This is a genomic window from Citrobacter amalonaticus (assembly GCF_037053465.1).
Classification (GTDB): Bacteria; Pseudomonadota; Gammaproteobacteria; order Enterobacterales; family Enterobacteriaceae; genus Citrobacter_A; species Citrobacter_A amalonaticus_H.
Map to the genome: position 1 here is coordinate 297941 of NZ_JBALIF010000002.1, position 24956 is coordinate 322896.

The window sequence follows — 24956 nt, forward strand, 5'->3', positions numbered from 1 at the left end:
CAACCCATAGTTCACAAGAACCTTACACTGCCGCGCTATTTTCGCTATGGTTATGCGTAAGCATTGCTGCTGACCTGTCACAGCAATATAATGAGAATTATTATCATTCGATAAAGTTTGAGGAGTGAGAGTATGGCTGTAACTAAGCTGGTTCTGGTACGCCATGGCGAAAGCCAGTGGAATAATGAAAACCGCTTCACCGGTTGGTACGACGTTGACCTGTCCGAGAAAGGCGTAGGCGAAGCGAAAGCGGCAGGCAAGCTGCTGAAAGCGGAAGGCTATAGCTTTGATTTTGCTTATACTTCTGTGCTGAAACGTGCCATCCACACGCTGTGGAACGTTCTCGATGAACTGGATCAGGCCTGGCTGCCGGTTGAGAAATCCTGGAAGCTGAACGAACGTCACTACGGTGCGTTGCAGGGTCTGAACAAAGCGGAAACCGCAGAGAAATACGGTGACGAGCAGGTGAAACAGTGGCGTCGTGGTTTCGCAGTCACTCCGCCTGAGCTGACGAAAGATGATGAGCGCTATCCGGGCCACGATCCGCGCTATGCCAAACTGACCGAAAAAGAGCTGCCGCTGACCGAAAGCCTTGCGCTAACCATCGATCGCGTCATTCCTTACTGGAACGAGACCATTCTGCCGCGTATGAAGAGCGGTGAGCGCGTGATCATCGCGGCGCACGGTAACTCCCTGCGTGCGCTGGTGAAATATCTCGATAACCTGAGCGAAGATGAGATCCTCGAACTGAACATTCCGACCGGCGTACCGCTGGTATATGAGTTCGACGAAAACTTCAAGCCAATCAAACGCTACTATCTGGGTAATGCTGACGAGATCGCCGCGAAAGCGGCTGCCGTCGCCAACCAGGGTAAAGCGAAATAAGTTTTCTGTTCTGATGTAAAAAGGCCGACTCAATGAGTCGGCCTTTTTGTTTGCCCGGATTATCCGCGGCGGCTTTTTACCGCAGCCGCAAGCTGGCGGAGGATAACGTCAGTGTCTTCCCAGTTAATGCAGGCATCGGTGATGCTTTTACCGTAAACCAGCGGTTCACCGCTGTCCGGGTTTTGATTGCCTTCGACCAGATGACTTTCAATCATTACGCCCATGATCGCAGTCTCGCCGTTAGCAATTTGCTGGCATACGTCAGCCCCGACGTCCATCTGCTTTTTAAACTGCTTACAGGAGTTGGCGTGGCTGAAATCAATCATGATTTGCGCAGGCAAACCCGCTTTTGCCAGGCCTTCTTTCACCGCCGCGACGTGTGCGGCGCTGTAATTCGGCTCTTTGCCGCCGCGCAGGATGATATGGCAGTCGCCGTTACCGCTGGTGTTCACAATGGCTGAGTGGCCCCATTTTGTCACTGACAGGAAACAGTGCGCCGCACCGGCAGCGTTGATAGCGTCAATCGCCACTTTGATAGTGCCGTCTGTCCCGTTTTTAAAACCGACCGGACAGGAGAGACCGGATGCCAGCTCACGGTGAACCTGAGATTCGGTAGTGCGTGCGCCAATCGCGCCCCAGCTCATCAGATCCGCCAGATACTGCGGGGTGATCATATCGAGGAATTCACCAGCAGTCGGCAATCCGCTGTCGTTGATCTCCAGCAACAGTTTGCGCGCAATACGCAGACCATCATTAATCTGGAAGCTGTTATCCATGTGCGGATCGTTGATAAGCCCTTTCCAGCCAACGGTGGTGCGCGGTTTTTCAAAGTAGACGCGCATGACGATTTCCAGCTCGCCTTTTAACTCTTCACGCAGCGCCAGCAAACGACCCGCGTACTCTTTAGCGGCAACAGGATCATGGATTGAGCATGGACCAATCACCACCAGCAGGCGATCGTCACTCCCTTTTAAAATTTTATGAATCGCTTTACGCGCATGTGCGACGGTGTTAGCGGCATTTTCTGTAGCGGGGAATTTTTCCAGCAATGCGACAGGAGGTAATAACTCGTTGATCTCTTTAATACGTAAATCGTCGTTCTGATAATTCATGTTTATTCCAGCGTTGCCATACTTATATAAATGAATGCAATCCCTTCAATCTATCTCTTCAATTTAAAAGTGTAAACGGGCTTTTACACTTCGAACGGATTAATCCTGGAATTCGGGCAAAAAACGCCAGAATGTAGCGAAAAACGAGATCTAACCTACAATTTTTAACTGTAACTACCCTGTTTACGAATTTTTTCAAGATTCTCTACTGGGTAAATGCGCCCATCTGAGATCTTTAACCATTGCCTGGCCCTTTGACTGGCATATGCACTGTTGGAAGACGTTATCCGACATCTCAACCATAACAGGAGCATTTTATGAAAATGACAAATCTGGCTTCACTTTTTCTGACCGCCACACTCAGCCTTGCCAGCGGCGCAGCGCTGGCAGCCGAATCCAGCACCGAGGCTAATAATGGTCAGGCGAATGCCGCCGCAGACGCCGGACAAGTCGCGCCGGACGCGAAAGAAAATGTGGCACCGAATAATGTCGACAACAGCAATATTAATTCAGGCGGCACCATGCTGCATCCGGATGGCTCATCAATGAATCACGATGACATGAGCAAAGATGAGGTGCATAAAAACACCATGTGTAAAGATGGCCGCTGTCCGGACGTGAACAAAAAAGTGGAAACCGGTAACGGCATTAATAACGACGTTGATACCAAAACCGATGGCACCACTCAGTAAAATGAAATGATGGCTGATTATGGGAGAGCCGAGGCTCTCCTTTTTAATTTATTACCCCAAAAACGGTATGATGTCATACAGTTAAGATGAGAATAACTAAGGGATGACATTATGGTGCACGCACACTCTCACTCTACCCCTCAACTGCCAGAAGATAACAATGCCCGACGCCTGCTCTTTGCGTTTTGTATTACAGCGGGTTTCATGTTACTGGAGGTGGTCGGCGGGCTCTTATCCGGCTCTCTGGCATTGCTGGCCGATGCCGGACATATGTTGACTGACGCCGCAGCGCTATTGTTCGCATTACTGGCCGTTCAGTTTGCTCGTCGTCCTCCGACGGTCCGGCACACGTTTGGCTGGCTGAGACTCACCACACTGGCCGCCTTCGTCAATGCTATTGCATTGGTCGTGATTACGATTTTAATCGTCTGGGAGGCAATTGAGCGCTTCTATACGCCCCGTCCGGTGGCTGGCGGACTGATGATGACCGTCGCCGTCGCCGGTTTACTGGCGAATATCGTCGCTTTCTGGGTTTTGCATCGTGGTAGCGAAGAGAAAAACCTGAACGTCAGGGCGGCGGCCCTGCATGTAATGGGGGATTTATTAGGTTCCGTCGGGGCTATTCTCGCCGCATTGATCATTCTCTGGACTGGCTGGACCCCGGCCGATCCAATTCTTTCGATACTGGTTTCACTGCTGGTACTGCGCAGCGCGTGGCGCTTATTGAAAGACAGCGTGAATGAATTACTGGAAGGTGCTCCGGTTTCACTGGATATCGCCGCACTGCAGCGGCATCTCAGCCGGGAAATTCCTGAAGTGCGTAATGTGCATCACGTGCATGTCTGGATGGTGGGTGAAAAACCGGTCATGACCCTGCATGTGCAGGTGATTCCACCGCATGATCACGATGCGCTACTGGAGCACATCCAGCACTTTCTCATTGATCATTACCAGATTGAACACGCCACTATTCAGATGGAATATCAACCCTGCCACGGACCGGACTGCCATCTGAATCAGAAGGTGTCCGGTCATACCCATCATCACCATTAATGGGATAGCGCGTGTGAACCTCGTTCGCGCGCGCTGTTTATCCACATCCGGCTGCCATTGAGGGCAATGAAAGTCAGGATCAGATATTCCAGTGACATTGCATAAACACCCTGTAGCGCAAAGATCACCACGCTGATTACGTTAATCACCACCCACAGCAGCCAGTTCTCCACATATTTTCGCGTCATCAGGATCATCGCGACAATCGACAGCACCATCATGCACGAATCCCAGAACGGGAACGCGTCAGGCTGCAGTTCAGGTATGGCAACCTGAAGCCCCAGCGTCTGCATGATCGTGACCGCGATACGCGTCAGAAACGCAAACACCGGATCGATATACACCGTCATCAGGCCAATCGCCACGACACAACCCGCCAGCCAGCCCAGTGCCTTGGGTAAGGGCAACCAGCGAATTTTCAGTTCAGCTTCGTTTTGCGACGTTTGCCGCGACCAGGCATACCAGCCGTAGATGTTGGCGGCAAAGAAAAAAAGCTGCAACAGCAGGCTGGCGTAGAGCTGAATCTGGAAAAAGATGATTGCAAACAGCGTGACGTTAATCAGGCCAAAAGCGTAGTTGCTTATCTTCTCCATGCTGGCCAGGCCAATGCACAACAATCCAGCGATGGTGCCCACCGCTTCAATCCACGACAGATCGTAGCCCCCTGCACCAATGGGAATATGTACCAGAATGTTCTGCGTGCTAAAAAAATCCATCTTTTCCCCCAGAGCGTATGATTATCTACGCACGTAGTGTAGCTGCAAATTCCAGCATCCGGTTTAACGGCACTAATGCGCCTTCTCGCAGCGCTTCATCAACATGTATCTCATGGGCCTGTCCACCCTGTTCCAGCCCCTCAGCAATTGCTTTGAGGCCGTTCATTGCCATCCACGGACAGTGCGCGCAGCTGCGGCAAGCGGCACCTTCTCCGGCGGTAGGCGCTTCCAGCAGCTCTTTCCCCGGTACCGCCTGCTGCATTTTATAGAAAATACCCCGGTCGGTGGCAACAATAAGCTGCTGATGCGGCAGCGTTTTTGCAGCATTAATGAGTTGACTGGTGGAGCCGACAGCATCGGCCATATCCACTATCGCCTGCGGTGATTCCGGGTGTACCAGGATCGCAGCGTCCGGGTACAGACCTTTCATGCGACTTAGCGCCTGTGTTTTGAACTCGTCATGGACGATGCACGCCCCCTGCCAGCAAAGGACATCCGCCCCCGTCTGCTTTTGCACATACTTTCCGAGATGACGATCCGGCGCCCAGAGGATTTTTTCACCCAAACTATCCAGATGCTCAATCAGTTCCACAGCGATACTGGAGGTTACCACCCAGTCCGCTCGCGCTTTAACTGCCGCAGAGGTATTTGCGTAAACCACAACCGTGCGGTCAGGATGCGCATCGCAAAACGCGCTGAATGCCTCAATCGGACAGCCGAGATCTAACGAACATTCAGCCGCTAAGGTCGGCATTAAAATGGTTTTTTCCGGGCTGAGAATTTTGGCTGTTTCCCCCATAAAGCGTACCCCTGCCACCAGCAGTGTAGAGGCGGAATGATTTGCGCCAAAGCGGGCCATTTCCAGTGAGTCAGAAATGCACCCACCGGTTTCTTCCGCCAGTTGCTGAATTTCCGGGTCGGTGTAATAGTGGGCAACCATCACCGCATCGCGCTCTTTCAGAAGTCGCTTGATTTTTTCGCGGTAGAACGTTTTTTCATCCGCGCTCAACGGTACAGGCTTCGGCGGAAATGGATAGATTGCGGCTTCGGGGTCAAACATCACGCTCATTATGCTTTCTCGTTTTACTGGCTTAACGAAATAACCGACTTAAAGCGTGATGCACGCTGAGATCGGTTATATTTGTTTTATATGCTAAACAAGATAGCGGATAAGGCGATAAAAGTCACAACAATTGCGCTTGTTCATGCCGGATGGCGACTGACGTCTTATCCGGCCTACAAAGGCGTAGTCATTGACCAGATCAATCATTGTAGGCCTGATAAGCGAAGCGCCATCAGGCGTGACACAGGTTCGAACGTTACATTCTGCGCATAGCAAAAAGGCGCCGCCAGCGCCCTCTTTTACACTGGTGGGTCGTGCAGGATGACTCGGCTTCGCCTCGCCCTTCGGGCCGTCGCCGCCAGCGGCTCCGTTGTCTCACTGCGTGAGACCCGAACCTGCTGCAGGTTCGAATCGTTAATTTCTGCGCATAGCAAAAAGGCGCCTTTAGGGCGCCTTTTTACACTGGTGGGTCGTGCAGGATTCGAACCTGCGACCAATTGATTAAAAGTCAACTGCTCTACCAACTGAGCTAACGACCCATATGGGTTTACTGCTTTATTCTTTTCAGGAACCCACTTTTATATTGGTGGGGCGTGCAGGATTCGAACCTGCGACCAATTGATTAAAAGTCAACTGCTCTACCAACTGAGCTAACGCCCCATTCGGGTGTTACCTGAAAGATTTTTTACTCGGCACCAATTCGATATTTAGAATTAAATTGGTGGGTCGTGCAGGATGACCCGGCTTTGCCTCACCCTTCGGGCCGTTGCTGAAGCAACATTATCCTTCACGTTTAACATCTGAATTTGATGTTAAATTGGTGGGTCGTGCAGGATTCGAACCTGCGACCAATTGATTAAAAGTCAACTGCTCTACCAACTGAGCTAACGACCCAAGTGGTGGGTGATGACGGGATCGAACCGCCGACCCCCTCCTTGTAAGGGAGGTGCTCTCCCAGCTGAGCTAATCACCCGATACTGCGCTGGTAAGATGTTTCCATCTGAAGTGGTGGGTCGTGCAGGATGACTCGGCTTCGCCTCGCCCTATACGGGCCGTTGCTGACGCAACGTTATCCTTTACGTTTTACTACCGCTTTCCACCGTAACGATTGGTGGGTCGTGCAGGATTCGAACCTGCGACCAATTGATTAAAAGTCAACTGCTCTACCAACTGAGCTAACGACCCACTATTGTGCTGCTTTCGGTTTGTTTGATATCCCGTGGCAACGGCGGCATATATTACTGATTTCAGATTTCAGCGCAACTAAAATTTCGATATAGATCACTCAACTGCTTAGGAATCACACGACGCGACCAGAAATAATTCGATTTCTGGTCGCATGGTGTGCATTACATTGCGCCAAGACGTTTTTGCGCTTGCTTCGCACCTTCGGTGCCAGGATATTTGCTGATAACCTGCTGATATACGGCTTTCGCTTTCGCGGTGTCGCCTTTGTCCTGCATGATGACACCGACTTTATACATCGCGTCTGCAGCCTTTGGAGACTTCGGGTAATTCTTCACTACAGATGCAAAATAAAACGCGGCGTCATCTTTTTTACCCTTGTTGTAATTCAACTGTCCGAGCCAATAATTGGCATTCGGCTGATAAGTGGAATCCGGGTATTTTTTGACGAAATTCTGAAAGGCCACAATCGCATCATCCTGCCGGGATTTATCCTGCACGAGGGCAATTGCCGCATTGTAATCGGTATTAGCATCACCGCTTTGTACTGGCGCGCCGGAGGTCGCAGCACCTGCGTCAGGCGCAGCAGCAGTAGCGCCTGTTGCCGCACCGCTCTGATCGCCGCTCGCAGACTGCGCAGCACCGCCGCTACTCAGGCTATCCATCTGCAGCAGGATCTGCTTCTGGCGTTCAACCACCTGATTCAACTGATACTGACTTTCCTGGATTTGACCGCGCAGGGAATCAATATCGGCCTGATTATCAGAGAGCTGTTGTTGGAGCTGAGTTAAAAGCTGGCTGTGAGCATTAGAAATACGCTCAAGTTGAGTGACACGGTCTTCGACCGAGCCTGAGCCGACACTACTGATTGGCGCCTGAGCAAAAGCGGCCCAGGGGGCCGCTATGCCAACCAGTAACGACAGACTCATCAGATGATGTCTGAAGTTACTGCTCATGCAATTCTCTTAGTAAACCAGTACGGCACGACGGTTTTTAGCGTATGCCGCTTCGTCATGACCCAGTACTGCAGGTTTTTCTTTACCGTAAGAAACGATGGAGATCTGGTCAGCAGAAACGCCTTTACCCTGCAGGTACATCTTAACAGCGTTCGCACGGCGTTCACCCAGGGAGATGTTGTACTCAGGCGTACCACGTTCGTCCGCATGACCTTCTACGGTGACTTTGTAAGACGGGTTGCTACGCAGGAAGTTTGCGTGCGCATCCAGCATTGCAGCGAAATCAGAACGGATGTCGTACTTGTCCAGATCGAAGTAAACGATGTTGTTCTGCTGCAGCTGTTGCATCTGCAGACGCGCTTGCTCTTCAGAAGACATGTTGCCGCTGCCGTTTGCATCCATACCAGTGCCGGCACCCAGCATGCCTTCGCTGCCGTCATTGCTGGCGTTCTTGTTGGAAGAACATGCCGCAATAGCCATAACAGGCAGAGCAATCATCAGCCCTTTCAGCACTTTGTTCAGTTGCATTTCAATGATTCCTTTATTAATCAATTATTTATTATCACAGATACGGCGACCAGGCAGGGAATTTAACCTGTCCATCAGTTGCCGGAAGACGCGCTTTGAAACGCCCATCTGTAGAAACCAAATTCAGCACGGATCCCATCCCCTGAGAAGAGCTGTAGATTACCATAGTGCCGTTAGGTGCCAGACTTGGCGTTTCGTCCAGGAACGTTGACGACAGAACTTGTACGCCACCCGCTACCAGATCCTGTTTGGCAATGTGCTGCTGACCATTAGCCGAGCTTACCATTACCATAAATTTACCGTCGCTGCTGACATCAGCATCCTGGTTTTGTGAACCTTCCCAGGTAATACGCTGCGGAGCACCGCCGTTGACGTTAACTTTATACACTTGCGGACGACCGGCCTGATCCGAGGTAAAGGCCAGATTTTGGCTATCCGGGAACCAGGTTGGCTCCGTATTGTTGCTACGACCATCGGTCACCTGACGGATCTGACCAGAACCGATATCCATTACGTACAGGTTCAGACTCCCGGTTTTAGACAGGGCAAACGCCAGTTTGCTACCGTCCGGAGAAAACGCGGGCGCGCCATTGTGACGCGGGAACGACGCAACCTGGCGAACCGCACCGTTAGACAACGTCTGGATAACCAGCGCAGAACGACCGCTTTCGAAGGTCACATACGCCAGTTTGCTACCGTCCGGAGACCAGGCCGGAGACATCAACGGCTGCGGTGAACGGTGAACCACAAACTGGTTATATCCGTCATAGTCAGACACGCGCAGCTCATACGGGAACTGACCGCCGTTGGTCTGAACAACATACGCGATACGGGTACGGAATGCGCCTTTAATGCCGGTCAGTTTCTCAAACACTTCGTCACTGGCAGTATGGCCAGCATAACGCAGCCACTGCTTGTTTACTTTGTAAGAGTTCTGAGCGAGAACTGTACCCGGCGCACCGCCGGTGTCAACCAACTGGTAAGCGACATTGTAGGAACCGTCCGGATTCGGAGTCACCTGCCCCACAACGACTGCGTCAATGCCCAGCGCAGACCATGCTGCAGGTTGAACTTCCTGGGCTGTACCTGGCTGTTGCGGCAGACGGGAACGGTCTAACGGGTTGAATTTACCGCTGTTGCGCAAGTCTGCGCCAACGATGCCGCCGATATCTTCAGGTGCCGCACCCGGCCCTGCCCACTGGAATGGCACAACGCCAATCGGGCGCGCCGAGTCCACCCCTTGGGTTATCTCGATACGTACTTCTGCGTGCAGCACTGCTGCCCACAGCATCAGAAAACCAAATGCTACTCGTAATGCCTGCTTCATCATATCTCCCTTATCCAGGCGACCAGCCCACGATAATTTAGCAGAATGTTAACAAACTCAAATACACAAAACTACCAGAACCCAGCGACTACCGAAGATTGTTTTCCCCGTCGCGGCGGGGAAAGTTTAGCTTACGGTTTAAAGTCCAGAGGTGCGTTTTTGAACACTTCATATACCGCCTGGCTCGGTGGTTTTGGAATCTTCGCCTGTCGGGCTGCAGCAAGCGCTGCCTGACAAAGCGCGGGATCGCCACCTTCAGGCTGGATATCGAGCAGCAAACCGTCGGGAGCCAGTTTTATACGCAGCGTACAGGTTTTACCTGCATAAGATGATGCGTCATAGAACTTGCTCTCAATAGCAGATTTGATCTGCCCGGCATAGTTACTGATATCCGCGCCTGATGCGCCATTGTTTTTAGTATTACCACTTCCCGCAGGAGAAGCGTTGTTACCTTTCGCCCCACCGCCGGTTTTCGGCGCATTCTTACCCGAGCTGAGATCGCCCAGCAGATCGTCAACGCCAGATGCAGCGGCCGCTTTTTCCGCAGCCGCTTTCCTGGCTGCTGCGGCTTTCTTATCGGCTGCGGCTTTCTCGGCTGCAGCTTTCTCGGCTGCAGCTTTTTTCTCTGCAGCAGCTTTTTCAGCAGCCGCTTTTTTCTCTGCGGCGGCTTTTTCGGCCGCAGCTGCTTTGGCCGCCGCGGCTTTTTCAGCAGCAGCTTGCTTCGCCGCTTCCGCCTCTGCTTTCTTCTTCGCATCGGCAGCGGCTTTAGCAGCCTCAGCTTCCGCTTTTTTCTGTGCGACCGCAGCCGCTTTCTTCGCCGCTTCGGCAGCTTCTTTCGCCTGAGCTTCCGCTTTAAGCTTCGCGTCGGCGGCCGCCTTCTTCGCGGCTTCTTCAGCTTGCTTCTGCTGTTCCTGCGCTTTCTTCGCGTCGGCTTCAGCCTGCTTCTGCTGTTCCTGAGCCGCTAAACGCTCTTTTTCAATCTGCTTGAGCCGTTCTTGCTCGGCAGCCTGCTTCTCACGAAGCTCTTCCGCCTGCTGCTGCTCCAGCTTTTCACGTTGCGCTTTGGCACGCTGCGCGCTGGACTGTTGCTGCTGCTGACGTTCATACTGCTGAACCACGGCGCCAGGATCAACCATCACGGCATCAATGGACGAACCACCGCCACCACCGGCTGAAGCCTCTATGTGCTCATCGAACGAACTCCAGATCAGAACTGCAAATAAGATGACATGCAGCACCGCTGAAATAATTATTGCCCGTTTGAGCTTGTCGTTTTGTTCGGTTGCCTTTGACACTCTCGGTTCCCAAAAACTGTTCGCCTGTTACACGCTCTGTTTCAAGCCAGAGACGCAAATGATCAGATAGGCTGCGTCATTAAGCCAACCGACTTCACACCCGCACTGTGCAACAAGTTCAGCGCTTTAATTATTTCATCGTAAGGCACGTCTTTCGTGCCACCGATTAAGAAGACCGTTTTAGGATTGGACTCCAGGCGACTTTTCGCTTCTGCGACAACCTGTTCTGGCGGCAGTTGATCCATACGATCTTTCTCTACTACCACGCTGTATTGCCCTACTCCGGAAACTTCAATAATGACCGGGGGATTGTCGTTGCTACTCACAGCCTGCGACTCCGTCGCATCCGGCAGATCGACTTCCACGCTCTGGGTAATGATCGGCGCTGTCGCCATAAAGATCAGCAGCAGCACCAGCAGTACGTCGAGCAACGGTACGATGTTGATTTCGGACTTCAGGTCGCGACGACCTCGTCCACGCGATCTGGCCATGGCTTACCCCTTGTTGCTCTCGCTAACGGTAAACGCCTGACGGTGCAGAATCGCGGTGAACTCTTCCATAAAGTTGTCGTAATTCAGTTCCAGCTTATTCACGCGCTGATTCAGGCGGTTGTAGGCCATTACCGCCGGGATAGCCGCAAACAGACCAATCGCCGTAGCAATCAATGCTTCCGCGATACCCGGCGCAACCATCTGCAACGTCGCCTGCTTTACCGCACCGAGCGCGATAAACGCATGCATAATCCCCCACACCGTACCGAACAGGCCGATATACGGACTGATGGAACCGACGGTGCCAAGAAACGGAATATGCGTTTCCAGCGTTTCAAGCTCACGGTTCATCGAGATACGCATCGCACGCGACGCCCCTTCCACCACCGCTTCCGGCGCGTGGCTGTTTGCCCGATGCAATCGTGCAAACTCTTTGAACCCGCTATAGAAGATTTGTTCCGAACCCGCCAGATTATCCCGGCGTCCCTGGCTCTCCTGATACAGACGAGACAGCTCAATGCCGGACCAGAATTTGTCCTCAAACGCTTCGGCTTCACGCGCGGCAGCGTTAAGAATACGAGTCCGCTGGATAATGATGGCCCAGGATGCGATTGAAAAACCAATCAAAATCAACATGATAAGTTTAACCAGAAGGCTCGCCTTCAGGAACAAATCAAGGATATTCATGTCAGTCACTGCTTAAACTCCGCGACAATAGACTTGGGAAGCGCACGAGGCTTCATTTTGAGTGGATCAACGCAAACGATCAGAACCTCAGCCTCATTGAGCACGGTGTTCTCTGCGTTGACAATGCGTTGCGTGAAAACCAAAGAGGTGCCACGCATTGACGTAATTTCTGTTTGAATTTCGAGCATATCGTCGAGTCGCGCCGGCGCAAAGTATTCCAGCGTCATTTTGCGCACCACAAAGGCAACTCGTTCAGCCAACAACACCTGCTGACTGAAGTGATGATGGCGCAACATCTCTGTGCGTGCTCTTTCATAAAAAGCGACGTAACTGGCGTGATAAACCACACCACCGGCGTCGGTGTCTTCGTAATAGACACGAACCGGCCATCGAAACAGCGTTGTATTCACTTTACATCCCGGTAATGCAATTAGGTTGTGGCCTGCCATTATTCACGGATGGCGCTGACGGACATTTTTGCACAGAACAAGGCGCGAGTGGCGAAGTTTGGTAGACCAAACCAGCCACGAGTAACGCAGTGCTGCGCAAAAATGTCCTCAGCCCTTCGGGACGCGTCCCCTAAGGTCGTTCTCTGCGTTGTCGCACTTGGACATAGACCCCTATGCCCGGCGTACTCCGCCTTGATAACGTCCTTAGGGTTCAGCGTCGCCACCGCGCACAATGGCAGGACACAACCTCAAGTTAGTGCTTTTAAACGTTGCTACTATACGCGCGCGATTGAGGCTTGGGAATGGGGGGAAGGTTAAGGGAGCGTAAAAATTTATGGGCTCTTTCGGGCCCATAAATTTTTAAGGATGTTTCTTATTCAAACGAAGAAGAACAGCAAACCAATAATAAGCACGATATCGGCGAGTAGCGGGGAGAAAACGCCCTGCCAGTGTACGGCGCGAGGGCGAAAACCCACGCCGTGGATGGTGCCTGCACAGACCGCCCACATCAGCAGTAAACCGTGCCAAATTTCCAGCCCGCTGGTCTTTGCCGCGAAGCGTGAGGGGTCCCAAAACATACATCCTGCTAACACTAACGCCATCACTAAAGAAAGCGCCCTTAACGGGCGCTTATCCATCGCGTTATAGATCATCGCGATCAGGTTAGTCATCAGTGTTCTTCTTGACCGGCTTTGCTTGCCTCTACGTGCTCAAGGGCCAGCGCGGTGATGATCCCAAATGCACAGGCAAGAAGCGTTCCCAGAATCCAGGCGAAATACCACATAGTTTGCTCCTTACTTAGTACAGAGAGTGGGTATTGTTTTCAATGTGCTCTTTGGTGAGGCGACCGAACATTTTCCAGTAACACCAGGTGGTGTAAATAAGAATGATCGGTACAAACACCACAGCAACCCAGGTCATCACATTCAGCGTCAACTGACTGGACGTCGCATCCCACATGGTCAGGCTCGCGTTCATCATGGTGCTTGAAGGCATCACAAACGGGAACATAGCAATACCAGCAGTCAGGATGATGCAGGCCAGCGTCAGAGACGAGAACAGGAATGCCCATGCCCCTTTCTCCATACGGGAGGTCAGGATCGTCAGCAGCGGCAGAACCACACCCAGCGCCGGAACCAGCCACAGGATCGGCGCACTGTTGAAGTTCACCATCCACGCACCCGCTTCACGCGCGACTTCTTTGGTCAATGGGTTAGAAGCGGCGTGATGGTCAATGGCAGAGGTCACCACATAGCCGTCAATGCCGTACATAACCCAGACACCCGCCAGCGCGAAGCAAACCAGCGTAACCAGCGCGGCAATCTGTGACGTTGCACGCGCACGCAGGTGCAGTTCGCCTACGGTACGCATCTGCAGATACGTCGCGCCCTGAGTGATGATCATCCCTACGCTCACCACACCCGCCAGCAGACCAAACGGATTCAGCAACTGGAAGAAGTTACCGGTGTAGTACAGACGCAGGTACTCATCAATATGGAACGGTACGCCCTGCAACAGGTTACCGAAGGCCACGCCGATCACCAGCGGCGGCACAAAACTACCGATGAAGATGCCCCAGTCCCACATGTTGCGCCAGCGGGTGTCTTCAATCTTGGAGCGGTAATCAAAACCGACCGGACGGAAGAACAAGGACGCCAGCACGAGGATCATCGCCACATAGAAACCGGAGAACGCAGCGGCATACACCATCGGCCAGGCAGCGAACAGTGCGCCACCCGCAGTGATGAGCCACACCTGGTTACCGTCCCAATGCGGGGCGATGGAGTTAATCATAATTCGACGCTCGGTGTCGTTACGACCGAGGAAACGGGTGAGCATGCCCACCCCCATGTCGAAGCCATCGGTGACCGCAAAACCAATCAGCAGAATGCCAACCAGCAGCCACCAGATAAAACGTAGTACTTCATAATCGATCATTTGACGACTCCTGTCTTAGCGTGCCGGCTGAGAAGTCACATTGGACTGCTCAAAGTGATAGCGACCGGTTTTCAGGCTGCTTGGGCCAAGGCGTGCGAACTTGAACATCAGGAACAGTTCAGCCACCAGGAACAGGGTATACAGGCCACAAATCAGGATCATGGAGAACAGCAGGTCACCCACGGTCAGCGACGAGTTTGCCACTGCGGTTGGGAGCACCTCACCGATCGCCCACGGCTGACGGCCATACTCGGCAACAAACCAGCCGGCTTCAACCGCAATCCACGGCAGTGGAATACCGTACAGCGCAGCGCGCAGCAGCCATTTCTTCTCACCGATGCGGTTACGAATCACGCTCCAGAAGGAAAGCGCAATGATCGCCAGCAGCAGGAAGCCACATGCCACCATGATACGGAACGCGAAGTACAGCGGCGCAACGCGAGGAATAGAATCTTTGGTTGCCTGCTGAATCTGCGCTTCAGTCGCATCAGACACGTTCGGGGTATAGCGTTTCAGCAGCAGACCATAGCCCAGGTCTTTCTTCATGTTGTTGAACTGATCGCGAACCGCCTGGTCAGTTGAACCAGCACGCAGTTGCTCCAACAGTTCATAAGCTTTCATCCCGTTACGGATACGCTCTTCATGCTGCACCATCAGATCTTTCAGACCGATAACCGGCGTGTCGACAGAGCGTGTCGCAATGATACCCAGCGCGTAAGGAATCTGGATCGCCAGTTTGTTTTCCTGCGACTCCTGGTCAGGAATACCAAACAGGGTAAAGGCAGCCGGAGCAGGCTGAGTCTCCCATTCCGCTTCGATTGCCGCGAGTTTGGTTTTCTGCACGTCGCCCATTTCGTAACCGGATTCATCACCCAGAACAATAACAGACAGCACGGCAGCCATACCGAAGCTGGCAGCGATAGCGAAAGAACGTTTTGCGAAAGCGATATCGCGGCCTTTCAGCAGGTAGTAAGCACTGATACCGAGGATGAACATCGCCCCAGTCACATAGCCAGAGGCCACAGTGTGAACAAATTTCACCTGCGCTACCGGGTTAAGGACCAGTTCAGAGAAGCTCACCATTTCCATACGCATGGTTTCGAAGTTGAAATCCGATGCGATAGGGTTCTGCATCCAGCCGTTGGCGACCAGGATCCAGAGTGCTGACAGGTTGGAACCTAAAGCGACAAGCCAGGTCACCGCCATGTGCTGAACTTTGCCCAGACGATCCCAGCCAAAGAAGAACAGACCTACAAAGGTGGATTCAAGGAAGAAAGCCATCAGACCTTCGATCGCCAGCGGCGCACCGAAGATATCCCCAACGTAGTGGGAATAGTATGACCAGTTGGTCCCGAACTGGAACTCCATGGTCAGCCCTGTTGCCACACCCAGAGCGAAGTTGATACCAAACAACTTGCCCCAGAACTTAGTCATATCTTTATAAATCTGTTTGCCGGAAAGGACGTAGACCGTTTCCATAATGGCCAGCAGAAACGCCATACCGAGCGTCAGTGGCACAAAAAGGAAGTGGTACATCGCGGTCAAGGCAAACTGTAAGCGCGACAGTTCGACTATATCTAACATCATGACTCCTTGCTCATCGCATGAAGACTCCGAGAGTGACCCCGTTAGAAAGGGTCACACGCATGCCCCAATACAAATTTATCTGCACACTCTCACCGTTACCGTTCTCCTGAAGAAGGAAACATAAAGGGTGAAAGGTTACAAACATGTTAAGAAAAAACTCAAATTGATCCCGCAATTATATTACGCCGCAAAATCCTTACAATAAACAGGTTTTTATTGAGGAAGATTTGCAATTTTCGACAGTGATCAATTTATAGCTAATTCATCACTTTTTCACCAATTTGATCTGCGACAATTTAACGTGTTTTGCACACCTTTTCCAATGTTTAAACATTGATTTAAATCAAAAATGATGCTTTTTGTTAATCGTGTTTAAATTGAGTGATCGTAGTGAAAAACATGTTGCCGACATGTGTCTTTGCGGGTAGGGATGGTTACTAAGTGAAAATGTCTATATAAAAAGACAGTGCTTTAATTAACGCGGTTACGGCATTTTTCGTGGCCCTGACCCGTTCAATTTAGCGTAGTCAATTTTTAGTTATTTTCCAGAGACGAAGAATTTGCACGTCATAATTCACAATTATTTTACTTTTACAAGAAAATGAATTAACACCGTATTGTTATTATTCCGTTAACAATATAATGACGCTGTGAGCAGCGCCAATCTGTTTGCTGATTATTCCGCCAGGTATGCTTCTGCCCGACCTACATGTTGACGAAGAATCGTTCACCTCCCCAGGCATGAACTCATGCATTTAGTCAGGTTCTGCCCCCAGTCAATCCGACGATGATACGTTCGCGGAACTGACACACGTGAAATGACAAAAATGACCAGAATGTGACCCGGTGTGACCGGGAATGGTGCACAGCTTAATTGAATAATATATACGCACGCGGAACAAATTATTATCTTTTCATTAACAGTTATTTTTATGTTTATATTAAGGGTCCAGTTAATTCCGTTACCTATCTCACACTTCTTCTTCTGAAATTATTTAAAGACGCCTTTCGCTAACAGATAAATAAACAGGATTCAGATCACAAACATGAAACTCCGTTTAATGGATACCTCTTTATTAAAATATTAATGAGTTGAAATCATAATCACAACCACATGAAAATAAAAGGGTTTTAATTTTCACTCATAGAACAGTCATTTTTCGAAAGATATTTTGAAAATAGATCAATTGCATCCATAACGCCTCCCGCCGACACTCCAGCTCTATTAAAACATTTCAAAACAATTTATTTCTTACCCTGAGTTCTGGAGAGGATTACCCATGAAAAAATCAACACTCGTTATTGGCGTCATTGGTGCCGACTGCCATGCCGTAGGTAATAAAGTTCTGGACCGTGTTTTTACTGCCCATGATTTTCGCGTAATCAATCTGGGCGTCATGGTGAGCCAGGACGAGTATATCGATGCCGCGATCGAAACCGGCGCCGATGCGATTGTCGTTTCTTCTATTTACGGTCATGGCGATATTGACTGCCTGGGACTGCGCGAGCGCTGCATCGAACGTGGTATCGGCGAGATCCTGCTCTACGTTGGCGGAAACCTGGTCGTTGGTAAACATGACTTTGCTGACGTCGAAGCCAAATTTAAAGAGATGGGCTTTAACCGCGTCTTTGCCCCAAGCCACGATCTTGAAGACGTTTGTCAGTTGATGGCGACAGACATCAACCAGCGCCGCGGCGTTGAACAGCGTTGCATGGAAGAGGCTATCTGATGCAGACCGTCTCTGTCGATATCGGCTCGACGTGGACCAAAGCGGCCCTCTTCGCGAAGGAGGGGAATGCGTTGACACTGGTTAACCACGTTCTGACTCCAACGACGACCCACCATCTGGCGGAAGGCTTTTTCGCCAGCCTGAATCAGGTACTGAACGTTGCCGATGCGCGCCCGCTGCTCAACAGCGGTGAAGTCACCCTGAAATACTCTTCGTCGGCAAAAGGCGGTCTTGCCGTCGCGGCGATGGGACTGGTGCCCTCTATCACGCTGGAATCAGCGAAAGTAACAGCTCACTCCGCAGGCGCAAAAATCGCGCAGTACTATTCGTACAAACTGAACCGCCACGATATCCAGGCGCTGGAAGCCTCACCGCCGGACATCCTGCTTTTCACGGGGGGTACAGATGGCGGAGAGGAAAGCTACGGTCTGGCTAACGCGCATGCGCTGGCGGAGTCTTCCCTCGACTGCGCCATTATCTATGCCGGAAACCGCGATATTCAGGACGAGATCCAGGCGATTCTGGGTCACAAAGATCTGACCACGGTAGACAACATTCTGCCCGATCTCGATCACCCGAATCCCCTCGCCGCGCGTAAGGCGATTTGTGATGTCTTCCTGTCCCGCATTGTGAAAGGGAAAGGCCTGGATGTGATTGTCGGTGAAACCGGCGAAGAGCCGATGCCAACGCCCTGGACCGTTTACGAACTGGTCAAAGCCATTAGCGATGTCGACAGCGCATGGAAAGAGTTCATGCTCATCGACATGGGGGGTGCCACCACCGACGTTTATTCCGCCAGCGCCAATACTCTTTCCCCTGATACCGTTTTACACGGTGTTCCGGAGCCATTTGTTAAACGCACAGTGGAAGGCGATCTCGGCATGCGCGTTTCCGCCGTGGTGGTCGGTGAAAGCACGCAGGAACTGGTGAAGGTGGTGTTCGCTCAGCAACCGGAGCGGCAGGAGGCTTTCTATGGCTATCTGCGCCATCTGGTCGCGCATCCTGATTATCTGCCACAACACGACGAAGAACGTTTCTTTGATTCCCTGCTAGCCGGTCTGTGCGTCGGCTATGCCGCAGAGCGGCATGCGGGCACCAAAAAGCAGGTCTGTACCTGTGTCGGCAACGTCGATTTGCAGATGGGACGCGATCTAACCACCGTGCGCAAAGTGGTTGGCTCGGGCGGCTGGCTCTCCCGCGCCAGCCAGTTTGATATCCATCACTGGCTCAAATATCGCGAACTGGACGACGACGGCAGACGCATTCTTTTACCCACTCAGTTTGAGTACTACCGCGATGCAAAAGGTCTGCTCCCGCTACTGGCGAACGTCGCCAGACTGGATCCCCAGGCTGCAGCGCGCACCAGCATTCACTGTTTAACCCTATAAAATCTAAGGCAGCGACGAATGGAACTTCGAAATAAAAAATTAACCCATGAAGAATTTATGACCGAGCGGCATCAGGTATTGCAGACGTGGCATACCGGCAAGGACGTCGAAAAGTTTGAAGATGGCGTGAAGTACCAGCAGACCATTCCTGAGAAAAAACGTTTCTCCCATGCCCTGTTGAAGGCGGATCAGGAAGGGAAAACACTGAGCCAACCGCGTGCGGGCGTTGCGCTGATGGATGAGCACATCGAACTGCTGAAAACCCTGCAGGAAGAGTGCGATCTTCTGCCCAGCACCATCGATGCCTACACCCGTCTGAATCGTTATGAAGAAGCCGCCATTGGGATCCAGAAATCCATTGAAGCTGGCACGTCCAAACTCAACGGTCTGCCGGTAGTTAACCACGGCGTGGCGGCCTGTCGTCGGATGACCGAAGCGCTGGAGAAACCGATCCAGGTTCGTCACGGTACGCCTGATGCGCGTCTACTGGCGGAGATCGCGATGGCGAGCGGGTTTACCAGCTACGAGGGCGGCGGTATCTCCTACAATATTCCTTACGCCAAGCGCGTCACGCTGGAAAAATCGATTCGCGACTGGCAGTACTGCGATCGCCTGATGGGGTTGTATGAAGAGCACGGCATTCGCATTAACCGTGAACCGTTTGGGCCGCTCACCGGCACCCTGATCCCGCCGTTTATGTCCCACTCGGTCGCAATTATCGAAGGGTTGCTGGCGCTGGAACAGGGTGTGAAATCCATCACCGTCGGTTACGGCCAGGTCGGCAGCCTGACGCAGGACATCGCCGCCATTCAGTCTCTGCGCGAACTCTCCCATGAGTACTTCCAGAACCACGGTTTCGACGACTACGAACTGAGCACCGTCTTCCATCAGTGGATGGGCGGCTTCCCGGAGGATGAGTCCAAAGCCTTCGCCATTATCTCCTGGGGCGCAGCGGTTGCCGGGATGTCCGGCGCCACAAAAGTGATAACCAAAAGCCCGCATGAAGCCTTCGGTATCCCGACAGCAGCAGCGAACGCCCAGGGATTACGCGCATCACGACAGATGCTCAACATGGTGAGCGACCAGAAATTCCCGCCGTGTGCAGCGGTCGAACAGGAAGTGGAGCTGATTAAGAGCGAAGTCCGCGCGGTCCTGAAAAAAGTGTTTGAGCTGGGCAATGGCGATATCGCCCGCGGCACGGTGCTGGCCTTCGAAGCGGGTGTACTGGACGTGCCTTTCGCTCCGGCCTCCTGTAACGCCGGCAAAATTCTGCCCGTTCGCGATAACTCAGGCGCCATTCGCGTGCTGGAAGCCGGTGCGGTTCCGCTGCCAAAAGATATTCTCGCCCTGCACCACGATTACGTGGCCGAGCGCGCACATTACGAAGGACGCAAACCCTCATTCCAGATGGTTGTTGATGACATCAACGCGGTATCCCACAGTCAATTAATAGGAAGACCATAATGAAAATTAAACAGGCCCTTTTCACCGCTGGCTACTCCTCATTCTATTTTGATGACCAGCAGGCTATCAAAAATGGCGCAGGTCACGACGGGTTTATTTATACCGGCGCTCCGGTCACCCCGGGCTTTACCTCTGTACGTCAGGCTGGCGAATGTGTTTCCGTACAACTGATTCTGGAAAATGGTGCCGTCGCTGTGGGGGATTGCGCTGCCGTTCAATATTCCGGTGCTGGCGGTCGCGATCCGCTGTTCCTGGCTGACCATTTTATTCCGTTCCTCAACGACCACATTAAACCGCTGCTCGAAGGACGCGATGTAGATGCATTCCTGCCGAACGCGCGCTTCTTCGACAAACTGCGTATCGACGGTCATTTGCTGCATACCGCCGTTCGTTACGGTCTGTCACAGGCGCTGCTTGACGCCACCGCGCTGGCCTCGGGTCGTCTGAAAACCGAAGTGGTGTGTGACGAATGGCAACTGCCGTGTGTACCGGAAGCGATTCCGTTATTCGGCCAGAGCGGTGATGACCGCTATATCGCCGTCGACAAAATGATCCTTAAAGGTGTTGACGTCCTGCCGCACGCACTGATCAACAACGTGGAAGAGAAGCTCGGTTTCAAAGGCGAAAAACTGCGTGAGTATGTGCGCTGGTTATCTGACCGCATTCTCAGCCTGCGCAGCAGCCCACGCTACCACCCGACGCTGCATATCGATGTGTATGGCACCATCGGTCTGATCTTCGATATGGACCCGGTGCGTTGCGCTGAGTATATCGCCAGCCTGGAGAAAGAAGCCCAGGGTCTGCCGCTGTACATTGAAGGCCCGGTCGATGCCGGCAACAAGCCGGATCAGATCCGCATGCTGACTGCCATCACCAAAGAGCTGACCCGTCTGGGTTCCGGCGTGAAAATTGTCGCCGACGAATGGTGTAACACCTATCAGGACATCGTCGACTTCACCGACGCGGGCAGTTGCCACATGGTGCAAATTAAAACTCCGGATCTCGGCGGCATTCACAACATCGTTGACGCAGTGCTGTACTGCAATAAACACGGCATGGAAGCCTACCAGGGGGGTACCTGCAACGAAACTGAAATCAGCGCCCGCACCTGCGTGCACGTGGCACTCGCCGCGCGTCCGATGCGTATGCTGATCAAGCCGGGTATGGGTTTCGATGAAGGTCTCAATATCGTGTTTAACGAGATGAACCGCACCATCGCGCTGTTGCAGACTAAGGATTAAGAGATGGCACGCACATTTAAGATCTTATCGCCGACGGCTATCCTGGGTTATGGCTTCCCGGAAGAGAGCTTTCGTAAGGCCATGGAAGCGTCACCGGATCTTATCGCCGTTGACGCAGGTTCCTCCGATCCTGGCCCCCACTACCTGGGGGCAGGTAAACCGTTTACCGACAGGGCCGGAGTGAAACGCGATCTGCGCTATATGATCACGGCCGGCGTTAAGAACAATATTCCGGTGGTGATCGGCACCGCCGGAGGATCAGGCGCCGCACCGCATCTTGAGTGGTGTCGGCAGATAATCCTTGAGATTGCGCAGGAAGAGAAGCTTTCGTTCTCAATGGCGCTGATCCCCTCGGATGTCGATAAAGAAGTGGTTCATCAGGCGCTGGATAACGGCAAAATTACCGCGCTGGACTTTGTGCCGGCACTGACCCACGAGGCGATCGAAGAGAGCACCTACATCGTGGCGCAGATGGGCATCGAGCCTTTCCAGCGCGCGCTGAAAGCTGGCGCGCAGGTGGTGCTCGGCGGACGGGCATACGATCCAGCCTGCTTTGCCGCGCTGCCGATAATGCAGGGCTTCGATGAAGGTCTGGCGCTACACTGCGGCAAGATCCTGGAATGTGCGGCCATTGCCGCCACGCCGGGATCCGGTTCCGACTGTGCGATGGGGATTATCGACGACCACGGCTTCACGCTGAAAACGTTTAATCCGAAGCGTAAATTTACCGAAACGTCAGCTGCGGCGCACACCCTGTATGAGAAGTCGGATCCGTACTTCCTGCCAGGTCCTGGTGGCGTACTGAACCTGAAAGGGTGCAGCTTCAAAGCGGTTAACGATGGCGAAGTGTACGTCAGCGGTTCCCGCCACGAAGAGACACCGTATGCGCTGAAACTGGAGGGCGCGCGTCAGGTGGGTTTCCGCTGTCTGACCATTGCCGGTACCCGCGATCCTATCATGATTGCCAGCATCGACACCATTCTCGAAGAGGTTAAGGCCAGCGTGGCGCGCAACCTTTCGCTGAATGACGACAGCATCCGCATGACCTTCCATCTTTATGGAAAGAACGGCGTGATGGGCAACCATGAACCCATGCAAACCGCCGGACATGAGCTGGGGATTTTGCTGGATGTGGTCGCGCCAACGCAGGATATCGCCAACAGCGTCTGTTCGCTGGTGCGCTCTACCCTGCTGCACTACGGCTATGAAAACCGGATCGCCACGGCAGGCAACCTCGCCTTCCCGTTCTCGCCATCCGACATTCAAAGCGGACCGGTGTATGAGTTCTCAATCTATCACCTGATCGAAGCCAGCGACGCCCTGCGTTTTGACTTCCATCTCGAACAGGTGACGCCAGAAGGAGTTCAGGCATGAAACACGCTATTTGCACCCTGGCGCAGGTAATTCGTTCCAAAAACGCCGGACCGTATGAACTGGTGTTAGATATTTTATTTAAAACGCGCGAAGACTATCAGCGGGTAAAACGTTCTGAGCAATTAACCCCACAGTTAATTGCCCGCTTATATAACGTCGAACCTGATTTTATTCATCGCATCGTCTGGTTTGACCCGGCCAATGCCGTAAAGATCGTGATGCCTCGCGATATTATTTCCGGCAACGTCGGTGACAATGATGTTTATGGTGCACAGCAGCATGCGCCGTTATTAAGTATTGAGTTCGACCTGTAGTAAAAAAAATACAACAACATCCATTGGCGTACAGGATTTCGCTGTATCACTGTATTCCAGATAATTCATGCGGTTGGTCATAACAGGCGTGCGTCTGAGCTGCTGCCCGCGCTCAGGCGCACGCTACCCTACAACACTTCACAGACCAGCCTTGATCCGATGGAGTAAATATGAAGAAAATAAGTCTAACCAAAATGATCATATTAGGCCTGATACTCGGCATGATTGCCGGGGTGGTCATTAATAATATGGCATCGGCTGATACAGCAAAAACCTATGCGCAAGATATTTCTATTTTCACCACCATCTTTTTACGTATGGTGAAAATGATTATTGCACCTCTGGTTATTTCCACACTGGTCGTGGGTATCGCAAAAATGGGCGATGCGAAAACGCTGGGGCGTATATTTTCTAAAACCTTTTTCCTGTTTATTTGCGCCTCGCTGTTATCAATTGCGCTGGGTCTGGTGATTGTTAACCTGTTCCAGCCGGGCGCAGGCATTAACTTTGTCCCCCATGACGCGGCGGCAGTGGCGGGTGTGCAGTCCGAACCGTTCACGCTGAAAGTGTTTATCTCTCACGCTGTGCCGACCAGCATCGTCGATGCCATGGCACGTAACGAAATTCTGCAAATCGTTGTGTTCTCCATTTTCCTCGGTTGCAGCCTGGCGGCGATTGGCGAAAAAGCCGAACCGATCGTTAAAGTGCTCGACTCGCTGGTTCATGTGATGCTGAAGCTGACCGGCTACGTCATGTTGTTCGCCCCGTTGACCGTTTTCGCTGCGATCTCCGGACTGATTGCTGAAAGGGGCCTGGGCGTGATGGTCAGCGCCGGGATCTTCATGGGTGAGTTCTACCTGACGCTCGGCATGCTGTGGGCGATTCTGATTGGCCTGTCGGCCATGATTGTCGGTCCGTGCATCGGTCGCCTGACGAAAGCGATCTTTGAGCCCGCGCTGTTGGCCTTCACCACCTCCAGTTCTGAAGCCGCCTTCCCTGGCACCCTGGATAAACTGGAAAAGTTCGGTGTCTCTTCCAAAATTGCCAGCTTCGTGCTGCCAATCGGTTATTCCTTCAACCTGGTCGGCTCCATGGCTTACTGCTCGTTTGCTACCGTGTTTATCGCTCAGGCGTGCAACATTGAACTGAGTATGGGCGAACAAATCACCATGCTGCTGATCCTGATGCTGACCTCCAAAGGAATGGCGGGCGTACCGCGTGCCTCGATGGTGGTTATTGCCGCCACCCTCAACCAGTTCAACATTCCTGAGGCGGGACTGATCCTGCTGATGGGTGTCGATCCGTTCCTCGACATGGGTCGCTCTGCCACTAACGTGATGAGTAACGCAATGGGCGCGGCGATTGTCAGCCGTTGGGAAGGTGAACATTTCGGTCCTGGTTGCCGGGGTACGGCTCCAGCCAAAACACCGGAACAGAAGCGCCCTGAAACTGAACCGTCAGAAGTGGTGATGTCCTGATGA

The 24956-nt window shown here is 52.5% G+C and carries 24 protein-coding genes, 5 tRNA genes and 1 other RNA gene; 10 read left to right on the forward strand and 20 right to left on the reverse strand.

The window, feature by feature from the left end:
- The first annotated feature begins 132 nt into the window (after nucleotides 1–132).
- Nucleotides 133–885, forward strand: coding sequence for a 2,3-diphosphoglycerate-dependent phosphoglycerate mutase (gene gpmA / locus WB371_RS04195; protein ID WP_336218866.1), 753 nt, complete (start codon nucleotides 133–135; stop codon nucleotides 883–885).
- 59 nt (nucleotides 886–944) lie between these two features.
- On the opposite strand, the gene aroG is transcribed toward gpmA, so the two are convergent.
- Entirely contained in the window at nucleotides 945–1997 is a 1053-nt protein-coding gene (gene aroG, locus WB371_RS04200) for a 3-deoxy-7-phosphoheptulonate synthase AroG (protein ID WP_336218867.1), read from the reverse strand.
- Nucleotides 1998–2314: 317 nt separating this feature from the next.
- Here aroG and WB371_RS04205 point away from each other — a divergent pair, with 317 nt between their 5' ends.
- Together WB371_RS04205 and zitB are read left to right on the forward strand one after the other, a co-directional pair.
- On the forward strand, nucleotides 2315–2689 hold the full coding sequence (locus WB371_RS04205; protein WP_336218868.1) for a YbgS-like family protein: 375 nt from the start codon (nucleotides 2315–2317) through the stop codon (nucleotides 2687–2689).
- 111 nt (nucleotides 2690–2800) lie between these two features.
- Complete coding sequence (zitB, locus tag WB371_RS04210; RefSeq protein WP_336218869.1) at nucleotides 2801–3742, forward strand: CDF family zinc transporter ZitB; 942 nt, start codon at nucleotides 2801–2803, stop codon at nucleotides 3740–3742.
- On the opposite strand, the gene pnuC is transcribed toward zitB, so the two are convergent.
- The 19 genes from pnuC to cydA form a co-directional block, all read right to left on the reverse strand.
- Nucleotides 3739–4458 carry a nicotinamide riboside transporter PnuC gene (gene pnuC, locus WB371_RS04215; RefSeq protein ID WP_336218870.1) on the reverse strand — a complete coding sequence of 240 codons (720 nt, stop codon included), beginning with the start codon at nucleotides 4456–4458 and terminating at the stop codon, nucleotides 3739–3741. The two genes, zitB and pnuC, sit on opposite strands and share 4 nt — an antisense overlap.
- A 25-nt stretch (nucleotides 4459–4483) precedes the next feature.
- On the reverse strand, nucleotides 4484–5527 hold the full coding sequence (gene nadA, locus WB371_RS04220; protein WP_336218871.1) for a quinolinate synthase NadA: 1044 nt from the start codon (nucleotides 5525–5527) through the stop codon (nucleotides 4484–4486).
- Between the two features lie 299 nt (nucleotides 5528–5826).
- A non-coding RNA gene (locus tag WB371_RS04225) (RtT sRNA) lies at nucleotides 5827–5962 on the reverse strand.
- A 22-nt stretch (nucleotides 5963–5984) separates the two neighbouring features.
- Nucleotides 5985–6060 (reverse strand) — tRNA-Lys (locus WB371_RS04230).
- A gap of 45 nt (nucleotides 6061–6105) precedes the next feature.
- Nucleotides 6106–6181, reverse strand: a tRNA-Lys gene (locus WB371_RS04235).
- Nucleotides 6182–6339: 158 nt separating this feature from the next.
- Nucleotides 6340–6415: transfer RNA gene (locus WB371_RS04240), tRNA-Lys, on the reverse strand.
- Nucleotides 6416–6418: 3 nt separating this feature from the next.
- Nucleotides 6419–6494, reverse strand: a tRNA-Val gene (locus WB371_RS04245).
- Between the two features lie 136 nt (nucleotides 6495–6630).
- Nucleotides 6631–6706: transfer RNA gene (locus WB371_RS04250), tRNA-Lys, on the reverse strand.
- A gap of 164 nt (nucleotides 6707–6870) precedes the next feature.
- On the reverse strand, nucleotides 6871–7662 hold the full coding sequence (cpoB, locus tag WB371_RS04255; RefSeq protein ID WP_336218872.1) for a cell division protein CpoB: 792 nt from the start codon (nucleotides 7660–7662) through the stop codon (nucleotides 6871–6873).
- A 9-nt stretch (nucleotides 7663–7671) separates the two neighbouring features.
- Entirely contained in the window at nucleotides 7672–8190 is a 519-nt protein-coding gene (gene pal, locus WB371_RS04260; RefSeq protein WP_003022983.1) for a peptidoglycan-associated lipoprotein Pal, read from the reverse strand.
- 34 nt (nucleotides 8191–8224) lie between these two features.
- Nucleotides 8225–9517: a Tol-Pal system beta propeller repeat protein TolB gene (gene tolB / locus WB371_RS04265; RefSeq protein WP_336219093.1), complete on the reverse strand. Its 1293-nt coding sequence runs from the start codon at nucleotides 9515–9517 to the stop codon at nucleotides 8225–8227.
- Nucleotides 9518–9648: 131 nt separating this feature from the next.
- Nucleotides 9649–10812, reverse strand: a complete 1164-nt coding sequence (gene tolA, locus WB371_RS04270) for a cell envelope integrity protein TolA (RefSeq protein ID WP_336218873.1) — start codon at nucleotides 10810–10812, stop codon at nucleotides 9649–9651.
- Nucleotides 10813–10874: 62 nt separating this feature from the next.
- Nucleotides 10875–11303 (reverse strand): colicin uptake protein TolR, encoded by a 429-nt coding sequence (gene tolR / locus WB371_RS04275; protein ID WP_336218874.1) that lies wholly within the window; start codon nucleotides 11301–11303, stop codon nucleotides 10875–10877.
- Between the two features lie 3 nt (nucleotides 11304–11306).
- Entirely contained in the window at nucleotides 11307–11999 is a 693-nt protein-coding gene (gene tolQ, locus WB371_RS04280; RefSeq protein WP_080343208.1) for a Tol-Pal system protein TolQ, read from the reverse strand.
- A complete protein-coding gene (gene ybgC, locus WB371_RS04285) occupies nucleotides 11996–12400 on the reverse strand; it encodes a tol-pal system-associated acyl-CoA thioesterase (protein WP_336218875.1) in 405 nt (134 codons plus the stop codon). Before ybgC ends, tolQ begins: the two co-directional genes overlap by 4 nt.
- Before the next feature lie 416 nt (nucleotides 12401–12816).
- Nucleotides 12817–13110 (reverse strand): cyd operon protein YbgE, encoded by a 294-nt coding sequence (ybgE, locus tag WB371_RS04290; protein ID WP_336218876.1) that lies wholly within the window; start codon nucleotides 13108–13110, stop codon nucleotides 12817–12819.
- On the reverse strand, nucleotides 13110–13223 hold the full coding sequence (gene cydX, locus WB371_RS04295) for a cytochrome bd-I oxidase subunit CydX (protein ID WP_012905057.1): 114 nt from the start codon (nucleotides 13221–13223) through the stop codon (nucleotides 13110–13112). Before cydX ends, ybgE begins: the two co-directional genes overlap by 1 nt.
- Nucleotides 13224–13237: 14 nt before the next feature.
- Nucleotides 13238–14377 carry a cytochrome d ubiquinol oxidase subunit II gene (cydB, locus tag WB371_RS04300; protein WP_336218877.1) on the reverse strand — a complete coding sequence of 380 codons (1140 nt, stop codon included), beginning with the start codon at nucleotides 14375–14377 and terminating at the stop codon, nucleotides 13238–13240.
- A gap of 15 nt (nucleotides 14378–14392) precedes the next feature.
- Nucleotides 14393–15961 carry a cytochrome ubiquinol oxidase subunit I gene (cydA, locus tag WB371_RS04305; RefSeq protein WP_336219094.1) on the reverse strand — a complete coding sequence of 523 codons (1569 nt, stop codon included), beginning with the start codon at nucleotides 15959–15961 and terminating at the stop codon, nucleotides 14393–14395.
- Between the two features lie 1283 nt (nucleotides 15962–17244).
- Between cydA and glmS the strand changes: the two genes are divergently transcribed.
- The 7 genes from glmS (at nucleotide 17245) to WB371_RS04340 (ending at nucleotide 24953) form a co-directional block, all read left to right on the forward strand.
- Nucleotides 17245–17694, forward strand: coding sequence for a methylaspartate mutase subunit S (gene glmS / locus WB371_RS04310; RefSeq protein WP_336218878.1), 450 nt, complete (start codon nucleotides 17245–17247; stop codon nucleotides 17692–17694).
- Nucleotides 17694–19082, forward strand: coding sequence for a methylaspartate mutase accessory protein GlmL (gene glmL / locus WB371_RS04315; RefSeq protein WP_336218879.1), 1389 nt, complete (start codon nucleotides 17694–17696; stop codon nucleotides 19080–19082). The genes glmS and glmL overlap by 1 nt, the downstream gene beginning before the upstream one ends.
- 18 nt (nucleotides 19083–19100) lie before the next feature.
- Nucleotides 19101–20546, forward strand: a complete 1446-nt coding sequence (locus WB371_RS04320) for a methylaspartate mutase subunit E (protein ID WP_336218880.1) — start codon at nucleotides 19101–19103, stop codon at nucleotides 20544–20546.
- Complete coding sequence (locus tag WB371_RS04325) at nucleotides 20546–21787, forward strand: methylaspartate ammonia-lyase (protein ID WP_336218881.1); 1242 nt, start codon at nucleotides 20546–20548, stop codon at nucleotides 21785–21787. Before WB371_RS04320 ends, WB371_RS04325 begins: the two co-directional genes overlap by 1 nt.
- A gap of 3 nt (nucleotides 21788–21790) precedes the next feature.
- The gene (locus tag WB371_RS04330) at nucleotides 21791–23161 is read left to right on the forward strand and encodes an acyclic terpene utilization AtuA family protein (protein WP_336218882.1); all 1371 of its coding nucleotides are present in this window, start codon (nucleotides 21791–21793) and stop codon (nucleotides 23159–23161) included.
- On the forward strand, nucleotides 23158–23475 hold the full coding sequence (locus WB371_RS04335; RefSeq protein ID WP_042320615.1) for a DUF4387 domain-containing protein: 318 nt from the start codon (nucleotides 23158–23160) through the stop codon (nucleotides 23473–23475). The genes WB371_RS04330 and WB371_RS04335 overlap by 4 nt, the downstream gene beginning before the upstream one ends.
- Nucleotides 23476–23645: 170 nt before the next feature.
- Nucleotides 23646–24953 (forward strand): dicarboxylate/amino acid:cation symporter, encoded by a 1308-nt coding sequence (locus WB371_RS04340; RefSeq protein ID WP_336218883.1) that lies wholly within the window; start codon nucleotides 23646–23648, stop codon nucleotides 24951–24953.
- Nucleotides 24954–24956: the final 3 nt, after the last annotated feature.